The organism is Vibrio sp. Y42_MX_L11 (genome assembly GCF_024181785.1).
GTDB lineage: Bacteria > Pseudomonadota > Gammaproteobacteria > Enterobacterales > Vibrionaceae > Vibrio > Vibrio diabolicus.
In genome coordinates, this window is sequence record NZ_JAMZAP010000008.1 from 174,902 (window position 1) to 185,459 (window position 10,558).

General features: G+C 42.4%; 10 protein-coding genes. 1 reads left to right on the plus strand and 9 read right to left on the minus strand.

Annotated features, from left to right (window positions below; genetic code table 11):
* The first annotated feature begins 1 nt into the window (after position 1).
* Positions 2-583: an acyltransferase gene (locus tag NL643_RS10795; RefSeq protein WP_104975767.1), complete on the plus strand. Its 582-nt coding sequence runs from the start codon at positions 2-4 to the stop codon at positions 581-583.
* 96 nt (positions 584-679) lie between these two features.
* Here the strand turns inward: NL643_RS10795 and NL643_RS10800 are convergent, their stop codons facing one another.
* From NL643_RS10800 to NL643_RS10840, 9 genes are all read right to left on the minus strand, one after another.
* Positions 680-1,519 (minus strand): glycosyltransferase family 2 protein, encoded by an 840-nt coding sequence (locus tag NL643_RS10800; RefSeq protein ID WP_104975768.1) that lies wholly within the window; start codon positions 1,517-1,519, stop codon positions 680-682.
* A 2-nt stretch (positions 1,520-1,521) separates the two neighbouring features.
* Positions 1,522-2,766, minus strand: coding sequence for a lipid IV(A) 3-deoxy-D-manno-octulosonic acid transferase (waaA, locus tag NL643_RS10805; protein ID WP_213964883.1), 1,245 nt, complete (start codon positions 2,764-2,766; stop codon positions 1,522-1,524).
* Positions 2,760-3,818, minus strand: a complete 1,059-nt coding sequence (waaF, locus tag NL643_RS10810; RefSeq protein ID WP_104975770.1) for a lipopolysaccharide heptosyltransferase II — start codon at positions 3,816-3,818, stop codon at positions 2,760-2,762. The genes waaA and waaF overlap by 7 nt, the downstream gene beginning before the upstream one ends.
* On the minus strand, positions 3,815-4,804 hold the full coding sequence (gene lpxM, locus NL643_RS10815) for a lauroyl-Kdo(2)-lipid IV(A) myristoyltransferase (protein ID WP_045368150.1): 990 nt from the start codon (positions 4,802-4,804) through the stop codon (positions 3,815-3,817). Before lpxM ends, waaF begins: the two co-directional genes overlap by 4 nt.
* Positions 4,805-4,916: 112 nt before the next feature.
* Positions 4,917-5,858: an ADP-glyceromanno-heptose 6-epimerase gene (gene rfaD, locus NL643_RS10820; RefSeq protein WP_253644379.1), complete on the minus strand. Its 942-nt coding sequence runs from the start codon at positions 5,856-5,858 to the stop codon at positions 4,917-4,919.
* Between the two features lie 123 nt (positions 5,859-5,981).
* Positions 5,982-8,180, minus strand: a complete 2,199-nt coding sequence (locus NL643_RS10825) for a YjbH domain-containing protein (RefSeq protein ID WP_253644380.1) — start codon at positions 8,178-8,180, stop codon at positions 5,982-5,984.
* On the minus strand, positions 8,177-8,941 hold the full coding sequence (locus NL643_RS10830; protein ID WP_253644381.1) for a capsule biosynthesis GfcC family protein: 765 nt from the start codon (positions 8,939-8,941) through the stop codon (positions 8,177-8,179). The genes NL643_RS10825 and NL643_RS10830 overlap by 4 nt, the downstream gene beginning before the upstream one ends.
* Positions 8,938-9,612 carry a YjbF family lipoprotein gene (locus NL643_RS10835; RefSeq protein WP_253644382.1) on the minus strand — a complete coding sequence of 225 codons (675 nt, stop codon included), beginning with the start codon at positions 9,610-9,612 and terminating at the stop codon, positions 8,938-8,940. Before NL643_RS10835 ends, NL643_RS10830 begins: the two co-directional genes overlap by 4 nt.
* Positions 9,613-9,681: 69 nt before the next feature.
* The gene (locus NL643_RS10840) at positions 9,682-9,891 is read right to left on the minus strand and encodes a hypothetical protein (RefSeq protein WP_253644383.1); all 210 of its coding nucleotides are present in this window, start codon (positions 9,889-9,891) and stop codon (positions 9,682-9,684) included.
* Positions 9,892-10,558: the final 667 nt, after the last annotated feature.

The window sequence follows — 10,558 nt, forward strand, 5'->3', positions numbered from 1 at the left end:
CATGTCATATCTAACCGTTAATGAAATTAAGAGCCTCGGTTTTTCAAGTGTTGGTGAGAATGTTAGGATCTCAGATAAAGCGAGCATTTATAATCCGGGAAGTATATCGATCGGTAGTAACGTCAGAATTGATGACTTTTGTATATTGTCTGCTGGGAACGGTGGAATAAACATTGGAAACTTTGTACATCTAGCTGCATACTCATGTCTGATTGGTGCTGAAAACATTACGTTATCTGACTTTTCGGGTTTATCTTCAAGAGTATCAATTTTCTCTTCATCAGATGATTATTTAGGCTACGGAATGACTAACCCTACGGTTCCGGAGCAATTTACAAAGGTAAAATCGCTACCTGTATATCTGGGGAAACATGCAATTGTCGGAGCGCACTCTGTGCTTCTCCCTGGTTCAACGTTACAAGAAGGCACTGCTGTTGGAGCAAACTCTTTGGTTTCCGAACGATTAGAAAGTTGGAGTATTTACGCTGGAACACCTTGTATTAAGAAGGCAAGAAGAGCAAAAAAGATCCTTGATAAGGAAGTACAATTAAAAGCAATGCTCGAAAATATTAACTTTGAATAAAAGGCATAATTAAAAGTACCTACTTAAGGCTTTCGTTGGTACTCTCCCATGTCGAACTAAGCTCACAGGGAGAGTATTGAATTTATAAAAAAGAGGCTACTTATCCCTATAGTGCTTGCCAGTTATAATAGCATCTAATATGTACTTCTCTTTTTGATTGTCTGATTTTAACAATATATTCTTTAGTAGCTTTAGCACGTATACGAAAAGACTACTTTTAGACTTATAGTAACGGATTCGTAATCCTTTATCGTATGCTCGTTCTTTTTTTCTGAATTCAGACAGCGAATCTTTGCCAGATTCAAGTCTAGAGTAGGAATGCTCAAAGCCGGGTATTACCTTAATGTTGTCCAATAGACCTGCGGTTTCAACTCGAGTGAAAAAGGTTGCGTCTACACCATAAAGTAAAAATCTCTCATCAAAAACACTACCATAAGCTTTCTTGAGCGTATTCTGAAACTCTCTTCCTAAGACAATACCACTACCGACTGCCCTTATTTTTTTACATGGCTCAACGTGGTCTGGTGATTCTACCTTTTTCTTGTTGATTAAAGGGCTTTGTACTTCGCCATTATTTGTCAAAATAGGTACAAGGCACGAGTTGCTCGTAATTTCACTAATAGCAGATATGTAGTTGTCAGAGACGGTAGAGTCATCATCAAGAATGACACAATAACCATTGTTGTTATGCTCTAAAGCATAGTTATAAACTTTAGACAACGCAGCATTACTAATGTCTTGGTGCACGGTGATGCTGCCAAACTTTTTATGATATTTATCAGCAAGTTCGCTATCCACTAGTTGAGGGCCATTATTCCAAATCAATAAATCGAGATGACCTAAGTCATTAGGGTGATTCATCAAGGAATTAAGTGTTATCGAGTCCGCAACTGGCTTGTTATATAAAACAACTAATAGGGTGCCTTGTTCATTCATTTCTAGAAATTACCTATGTGAGTCATAGTAAGGTGAAGTGCATTGTTATCGAATGTAACGTTACTCTCGACTTGAGAATGACGCAGTAAATCAGTTACCTGCTCTGCCAGTAAAGAACTGTTTTCAATAACATGGATTTTATTAAGAGAGCGAAATTCTTCTACAATGTCTTTAAAGTTAAAGTAGCTTGGGCCATTTATGACAGGTAGCCCTAGAGCGATGGGTTCCAAAACATTGTGCCCACCAACTTTATCACCAACTAAGCTACCACCCATAAAACAGATATCCGCAGCGCCCATCAAGACCAGCATCTCACCCATGGTGTCTCCAAGGTACACTTGGGTCGACTCCGTTACTTCTGTTCGGCTTGTGCGTCGAGCGGCTTCAAAACCTAGCTTTTGGCACCGCTCAAATACATTATCGAATCGCTCCGGATGGCGAGGAACAAGGATTAAAAGTGCGTTCGGGTGAGATTCTAAGATTTTCTTGTGAGCTTCTAGCATTTGCTCATCTTCACCTTTATGAGTACTGGCAGCTATCCAAATTGGTCGCTTTATCCCAAGCTCAGTCCGTAGCGCTTTTCCTTTCTGTTTTACTTCCTCGGATATCTGAATATCAAACTTTATCGAGCCAGTAACAAAAAGTTTGTTTTTCTCGATACCTAAACGTTCGAAACGTTCTGCATCAGACTCTGTCTGACAAAGTACTTTATCCAAGCAAGGAACTAATAGGTTAAAAAGAGGCTGTACTTTTGCGTAGTTCTTACAGGACTTTTCAGAAAGGCGAGCGTTAACAACAGTAATCGGTATTTCTGAGTCATGGACAGTATGAAGAGCATTTGGCCAAAGCTCAGTTTCTATGATCAACATTTGCTTTGGTCGTATTGCTTTAAGAAAGCCTTTCACCGCAAAGCTAAAGTCGATAGGCATATAGCGGTGTTCAACTAAGTCGCCTAATTTAGCAATTTGCTCCGCACCAGTGCTGGTTGTGGTGGTGACCAAAATAGGTTGGGTTGGGTTTTGCTTTTTCAACTCTTTAATTAGGGGGATAGCGGCGATGCTTTCGCCTACTGAAACCGCATGAATCCAAATCGGGCGCTCAGTTGCCTCTAGCTTTGGTGTAATACCAAAATGCTCTCTCCATCGTTGACCAAACTTGGGCTTGTTTGGTTTGCTTTTATACAAACCAAACAATAGGAAAGGGGATGCAAGAGCGAGTAATAAAGTATAAAGAATACGAATTAGCATGAGCTTACAGTGATTGCTTCGAGTTTTTGAATGCTGTCTAGTACTTGCTTTGGGGATAGTTCAGTTAAACACTTGAGGTGCTTAAATTGACATTCACGTTTAAAGCATGGACGGCAGTCAATGTCGGTGTGAACAATCTCCACCTTTTCTGCAAGCGGTGGCGTGTACTTTGGAGATGTTGAACCATAGACTGCAACGACATTACAACCAACGGCGGCCGCTACGTGCATAAGACCAGAGTCATTGGCTACGACAGTTTGGCAGGCTGCCAGCAGATCCACCGCTTCAATCAAACTGGTTTGCCCAGCGAGAACGTGAATTCTCTGTTGAAGCTCAGCCGGTGCGAGCTGCTTAATGTTATTACAGGTATCAAGGTCCTTCTGAGAACCAAACAGCCATACTTGATGGCCGATCGTCGCCATTTGAGTAGCGACTTGTGCGTAATGTGCTTCTGGCCACTTTTTAGCAGGCCCAAATTCGGCACCTGGACACAGGCCTATGACTGGGAGCGTTTGGTCGAGAGAAAATTTGTTAAGCGTCCCTTGCTGAGTCTTTTTATCGATAGACAAGCTAGGTCTAGGAAGTGTTTCTAAGCCTCCCAAGGAGGACGAATCCAACATTTCAACCTTAGGGTAGGCTAAAGCGACATAACGCTCTACCATGTATTGAAAAGACTTTTTGTTAGGGCGAAGATCATTGAGTAGCCCATAACGCATTTCTCCTTTCCAGCCTGTGCGCTGTGGGATGTTTGCAAACCAAGGTATCAAAGCAGACTTCGCTGAGTTTGGCAGTACGTAAGCATGATCGTATTGCTTTTCACGCAGTGACTTACCAATCTCTCTGCGGCCAAGTAGATTAAACTCACCATGACCAAGAGGCATCTCAATCGCTTGATGGATCTCAGGCATACGTTCGAGGATCGGTTTACACCAGCCAGGAGCAATCACATCAATTTGGCTCTCTGGGTATTGCTGCTTCAAAACGATGTACAGTGATTGTGACATCACCATATCGCCAACCCAAGATGGGCCGATAATTAAGATCTTTTTCATTTTTCTACTTGCCAGTCAGTGTCATATCTCGGCTTGAAGATATTGTAATAGTTATTGCCATCTTCTTGAGAGTGTAAGAGCTGTAACACCCACATATATTGCTCAGGCTTAGTGGAAACAAAGTACTCGATCGCTTTATTCGAAGTACGTGCGTCTTGCTCTTCGCCTTTGTCTAGCTCAAAGGCTGGTAAAATTTCGATATCGAACGACCCGTCTTCTGTATTCATAGAAGCAAACATAGGGAGCACTTTGGAGCGTGATAGCTTTGCAATTTTTCCAAGACCAGGAAGGGTTGCTTTTCGGGTGGCGAAAAAGTCCACGAACACACTATGCTCTGGACCGTGGTCTTGGTCTGGTAAGTAGTAACCAATATAGCCATCTCGAATAGACTTTAGGAAAGGCTTTATACCACCAGAGCGTTCATAAACTCGACCGCCATACTGAACTCGTTGTTTGTGCATCAACCAATCGCCGACTTCATTTTTCTGCTTTTTAGCCATTGCAGAAACCGGCATTCCCATAGAGGCTAACAAAATAGCTGGAATGTCGATCGCCCATGAGTGCGGTACCATCAAAATGACTTTTTCATCATTTTCGATATGCTTCTGCAAAATATCTAAGCCGCGAATTTGGCAGCGTTGCTGTAACCACTTTGGAGAACGTAAGGTAAGTAGGCTAAAGCGGAAAAAGAATAAAGCGGCTGTGTAAAGCGTCTTTTCGATGAGTGCTTCACGCTCTTCAAAGGTTTTGTCTGGGAAACATAGCTCAAAGTTAACCCGAGCTCTGTGGGCTGGACCTTTGCGTGATTTAGCCAATTTTTTTGCAATTGCTTTGGCTAGCCATTTTTGCACCCCTAATGGAAGAAGCGCCAACGGCATCGATAGTAGGGCGCCGAGCCAAGTTCCCCAGTATTTAGGCGCAAGAAAGTGACGCTCAAATTCAGGGTTATAAGCTTTTGGATCGAAATCATCACGTTGAACAGTCATGAAGTTTTAAGCACCTATTTTCGGAAGAGAGAACTGGAGACGTTTAGAAATGATACTCGTAAATGTATCAGAGTAAAGGTGGTAGAGGCTTCACTACCACCTTTGACAAGTATTAATGATTCTGAAGCGCAAGGTATTCAGCAACACCCTCAGCTACCGTCTTGAATTCTACATCGCAGCCAGCAGCACGAAGCTTAGTAAGGTCAGCTTGAGTGAATTCTTGGTAAGCGCCCTTTAGGTGTTCAGGGAATGGAATGGTTTGGATTTCCCCTTTGTTGTGATGTTTGATCACTGCTTTTGCCACTTCTTCAAAAGATTCAGCACGACCAGTACCGCAGTTGAAGATGCCAGAAACACCCTTTTCTAGGAACCAAAGGTTTACTTTGCTCACGTCACCAACGTAGATAAAGTCACGCTTGAAGGATTCACTACCAGCAAACAATTTAGGGTTTTCACCAGCATTGATCTGGTTATTTAGGTGGAAGGCTACTGACGCCATGCTGCCTTTGTGATCTTCGCGTGGGCCATATACATTGAAGTAACGGAAACCAGTGATTTGAGAGAGTTGCTCGCCATGCTCCTCTGCGTCTTTCCATAGGCGACGAACGTAGTTATCAAATTGCTGTTTCGAGTAGCCGTATACATTGAGTGCGCCTTCGTATTCACGCTCTTCAACAAACGTTTCTGTTTCACCGTATGTCGCAGCTGATGATGCGTATAGGAATGGAATTTCACGATCTAGACAGTAATGAAGCAACTCTTTTGAGTACTCATAGTTGTTTAGCATCATGTACTTACCATCCCACTCTGTGGTTGCAGAGCATGCACCTTCATGGAAAATAGCTTCGATTGGACCAAAATCATCACCCGCCATGATTTGGGTAAGGAAGTCATCACGATCCATGTAATCTGTGATGTCCAGATCAACTAAGTTCTTAAACTTTTTACCATTTTTTAGGTTGTCGACAACCAGAATATCATTCATACCAGCTGCGTTGAGAGCTTTAACAATGTTGCTGCCGATCATGCCAGCACCACCAGTTACGATGATCATAGAACTTCCACCATAGATTAAAATTTTCTCAGGAATTTTAGCAAGAAACGTAATACAGCGCTATTGAAGAGGTAAAGAAAGGTTATTGGAAGTAGGGCCTAGTAGCCTAGACCCTTACGTTAGTTACTTCTCATCAGAGTGGTTTGGTCGCTGGTACCAAGGGTTGCGTTCATCTGTTAGCTCGATCAAATTATATTTTCGATTCATTTTCTGACCACCATCACGCGTTAGTGGCTGCCAACTGAAGTTCGCTCGGTTGTTACTTGGCTTAACTGTCATGATGTCGTATGGAATTGAAATATAGAAGCCTTTGGTAAAACTGCCTTCACCAAATTCATCAGCTGATAAGTCACTCACAGACGCAAAGACGCCAGCTATTACGCCGCTCTTGAACTGCTTGGCAAAATTAAGCTGAGCACCTTTATCTCCACCTAAGAATTGGCCAACATCCAACTGGAACATTGTATCAGACATGAACTCCCACTGCGGAAAGTAGTAGCCTGATACAAAGCCAGTAAAGCCTTTATCAATGACTTGGAATGGATCACCATATTTTGGAACGTTCTGCCATTTATCAGTGTAAACGCCAAAGTAACTTTGTGGGTCTCGTTGAGATATTAAGTTAACGTCAGCACCGATGGCCCAATTTGAACCTTGAGGGCGATATAGTAACTCTGTACCAACACCAGCAAACATACTCTCCAGGTAACCGGCGTAGAACTGCTGGTCTAGTGTATCTGAGTATTCCTGGAACCAAGTGAGCTGCAGGTTGGACATCGTGATGTCATGTTCGTTTTTGTAGGCACGAACCATGGTGCGTACACGAGGAATGGTTGTGCCATCTTCTGGCGTTATATAGTTAAATTTGTCGTAGTTGTTATACCAGTCCCAGTATAGCGAACCGCCTAATTCTAGGTTATCGGTTAACCAATAAGAGGCGCTGCCAGTCAAACCGACGCTGAATAGATAAAAGTCTTCTGCGCTTCCCAGTGTTTGAGTAACATTAGGTGCAACCCCCCAATCGAAGCGTTCAAAACCATTATAAGTCGCTTCACCTTGTGGTTTTTGGTTTGATGTTGAAACCGCATCTTCGATTTTTGCATCGACATAGTTTACTTGAGCGTAATCTCGATATTTATCTTTAGAGACCACTGTTTGGTTTGTTATTAACCCACCATTTCGCTCATTAATGGTAAATGTATCAACACTCTCTGGCATTTGGTTGGCTAATACGGCAGCCGCTTTTTCATGCGCTTCGTTGCGGTCGCGGTACTTTTTCTGTTCACCGACAATCGATATCGTATCATCCTTCGCATAGATGTTGGTATTTTGATAACCCGCGATTTTATCTAAGTCTTCAGTAACACGTTCCCAATCCACCTGAGAAAGTTCAGCTGGTTGGTTATCTTCCACTTTTGGTGTTGGTGTATCACGCCAGAATGAAGGCATGTTATTGAAATTAGTGTATAGGTTAAAGCCTGCTACTAGTGTATCGCCACGCTCATAACTTAAGCGTAGATCGGCCATATGACCCAAGCGGTATAACATACCGACGTTCCATGGAGTGTGCGGAGTCATGTCTACGCCACCGCGAACAAAAGGAAAGTCTTCACTGTAGTCGTTGCTGTCATATTCCAGCTTAAAGCGTAGTGGAGCGTACAAGGTTTGGTATTCTACTCCACCAAAGATAGCCGCAGGACCTTTAAACCAACGCTCAAAATCTACGCTGCCACCATTACCTTTATAATCGGATGGTCGATCACAGTAGCGATCTGATACTTTACAGGCAGCATTGTTGATATTGTCGCGCGTGCCTAAGTAACCCCAGCCCATACCTAAAGTAAAGTCGAACGTACCTAAGTTAGGGCTAGAGTAACGTTTGGTTGCAGCAAGAAACTCAGCATCAAATAGTCCAGTGCCAGCAAAATCACGCACACCGATAGAAAGCTCTGGTAAATACTGAGATTCCTCTAAGAGGCGGACTTTAAAGTCGACACCTTTATCGGTGTACTTTGTATCACCAGAAAAATCAGGGTCACTACTGTAGAATAAGTCATTGACTAAGGTGTAACGTAGGGTTGTTTCCAGCCATGGCATTACTTGTAGAGTGACATTGTAAAACTGATACTCATTACTGAAGGTGGCGGAAAAATTAAATTCACCTTCTGGCGCCATACGACCAGTCGGCATTTGCATCAGGCCTACACCGCCAAAATCCATCTGTGATGGTTGTAACGGTGGTGCTTCAAATGGCATATCTTGAGCCCAAGCTAATGCCGGACCCATTAACGAAAGGGTTAAAGTATTTCTAATTAGCGTCATAGCGGGCTCTTGATTGAGGTTGGCTTTAGTTGGGTAAGCAACTTAACAATATCCTGATCCATTTCGGAATGTTCAAATTCCTCAAAGGGGATATAAACCATAGTCAATGGTGGCAAGTAATATTGTGTCGTTAGCCAGGAACCGTGGTGTGGCTGAACGATGTTACCATCTGGATAAATCAAAATTGGTGGGTATGCCAGTTCACCAATCTCGTTTTTTAGGTTGGTAATCTGTTGCTTTAAAGAGATGCCTGCTTGTTTTTTAACCGAGAAAACTTTATCTAAGTTACCAAGATAAATTACTTTTTCTTCTCGTGGCATGGATACAAGAGAGAATTCACCGTCGATCAAAGGGTTTTTAAACTTATCTGAGCGAATGTTATCTAGATCAACAGCAGAAAATGCACGCGGAGCAAATTGATGCTTTTGTATGTATTTATAGAATGGGTGTGCGACCAGGTTATGCTGAATCATTTGATTCAAAACCGAGTTTTTAAGTGCGGTCGATTCACGCAACGCTTGTTTTGAGCCATCGAATAACGTTGTACCAAGAGGATATTGTAACACCAGGTCTTGCTGCTGTGCATGCTTTAGTACATCCGCGAGACGTGCTGGTTGTTCGAATCGTAACTGTTTGCCTACACCAATCAATTCAACGTTTAAATATGTAGTTTGATCTGGGGTTGATTGAGCGGAAGCAGGATTAACACTTGTGCTTGCCAACAGAGCGAAGCTTAATAAAGATAACAGTCGTTTATTCATGATTTGCTGTATCCTTTTAATATCGTTAACTCAATAGGTGCCATATTTGGACCTAAATGTTGACGGGTCTTCACGACTTGTCCGTCACCATCTACCCAATAAAGATTTTCAACGGTTTCAGAAAGACTAGGAAACTCAACAGATTCTCTATATACATGGGCTGACGTTGAAGACAGTGGAGTTGTGACCAATTCTTTACCTTGATAAGTGCGTGTGATGCGAGCAGGAAAGCCATAGCGGTATTGCTCAGCCCAGTCGTATGAAAGGACATACTCAGTATTTGATGCAGTATATCGAGGCACTTGGCCATAGACACCGGCAATATTATTCTTCTGTAAGCCAACGGTTTTAACGATATGGCCGTCTTCTGTTACTACCATTGTTTTGTCTGCGCTAACCCATTTCAACTGCGTTTTACCAGTTAGAGAGTTATGGTCTGCGAATGCTAAAACAACAAATACTTGTTTTTGACTTCCTAGTTTTAGGTATGCGCTGGCGTACGGTACGGTTTCAATTTCTTCAGGTGTGAGCTCGACATCGATGTAATTACCATAGGCTTCTTGGACGGTTGCGGTGACATCATTGAATTTTTGAGTACATCCGAACATAAGGCTAACGGCAGGTAGGACTAGTAGCAGGTGCTTCCACTTTTTGGCTCGAAAGATATTCATGATTCCCTCTTGAAAATAAAATCGCCCTGAATAATTCAGGGCGATTATCTACTCAATACTTAACTAAAATTAGTTAGTATTAGTATTAACAGTGGTCGTAGTAGTGTCGCTGTCTGTCGCTGCAACTGCTACAACAGTTGCTGCCGCCGCTGCACCAACACCTACTGCAACTTCACCACTAGCAAGAGCAGATGCACCTTCAGTTGTGCCTGCTTCAGGTGCTGCGAATGCTGTTGACGCACTTAGAGCCATAAGAATAGCCAGAGCTGTATTCTTCATTATTTATCCTTGTTATATCCGGTATATAAAACATCGATGTTTTGGAACATAAAATCATGCCCAAAATCTATTCTAGTTAAAAAATCATCAGCATGTAAATAGTTTCGTATCTATTAGGTTGTTAATTTTAAGAAAATAAACAACCTAGGGAAGGGAGAGGGGCTTGGATTCTAGGTTTACGCGTTGAGGTATCTGTACGTTATTCTTCGCTTGTACTTGTTGTATAGAATACTGAAAAGGCAGCTTTCTCGTAATCTGTATTTCCTAAGGTTGTCTTCCTGAACAGCGACGAAGGAGCGTTATTAAGGTTCTGCTGATCGAGTCTGATATGGTTGAATCTATGTCTCGGATTACGCATTTATTGTCAGTAGATTCCTGATATCGCTAAGGCTCCTCGGAATTACGGGGAAGAGAAAGGTCTAAAGTGAGGTTTTAGGGTAAGAGCAGGGGCTAGGCTTTAGGCTCAGGTGTGTACGGTCTTGGAATACTGATTACAGAATACAGAAGTGTTTGACATCGTGATTGGGTGGTTGAAAAATAATCCGTAATCCGTAATCCGTAATCCGTAATCCGTAATCCGTAATCCGTAATCCGTAATCCGTAATCCGTAATCCGTAATCCGTAATCCGTAATCCGTAATCCGTAATCCGTAATCCGTAATCCGTAA

Bases quoted from the DNA above. Each gene is read 5' to 3' on its own strand.
- waaA (WP_213964883.1), bottom strand. From the start codon at position 2,766: ATGCTAATTCGTATTCTTTATACTTTATTACTCGCTCTTGCATCCCCT.
- waaF (WP_104975770.1), bottom strand. From the start codon at position 3,818: ATGAAAAAGATCTTAATTATCGGCCCATCTTGGGTTGGCGATATGGTG.
- NL643_RS10795 (WP_104975767.1), top strand. From the start codon at position 2: ATGTCATATCTAACCGTTAATGAAATTAAGAGCCTCGGTTTTTCAAGT.
- NL643_RS10800 (WP_104975768.1), bottom strand. From the start codon at position 1,519: ATGAATGAACAAGGCACCCTATTAGTTGTTTTATATAACAAGCCAGTT.
- NL643_RS10825 (WP_253644380.1), bottom strand. From the start codon at position 8,180: ATGACGCTAATTAGAAATACTTTAACCCTTTCGTTAATGGGTCCGGCA.
- NL643_RS10830 (WP_253644381.1), bottom strand. From the start codon at position 8,941: ATGAATAAACGACTGTTATCTTTATTAAGCTTCGCTCTGTTGGCAAGC.
- NL643_RS10840 (WP_253644383.1), bottom strand. From the start codon at position 9,891: ATGAAGAATACAGCTCTGGCTATTCTTATGGCTCTAAGTGCGTCAACA.
- rfaD (WP_253644379.1), bottom strand. From the start codon at position 5,858: ATGATCATCGTAACTGGTGGTGCTGGCATGATCGGCAGCAACATTGTT.
- NL643_RS10835 (WP_253644382.1), bottom strand. From the start codon at position 9,612: ATGAATATCTTTCGAGCCAAAAAGTGGAAGCACCTGCTACTAGTCCTA.
- lpxM (WP_045368150.1), bottom strand. From the start codon at position 4,804: ATGACTGTTCAACGTGATGATTTCGATCCAAAAGCTTATAACCCTGAA.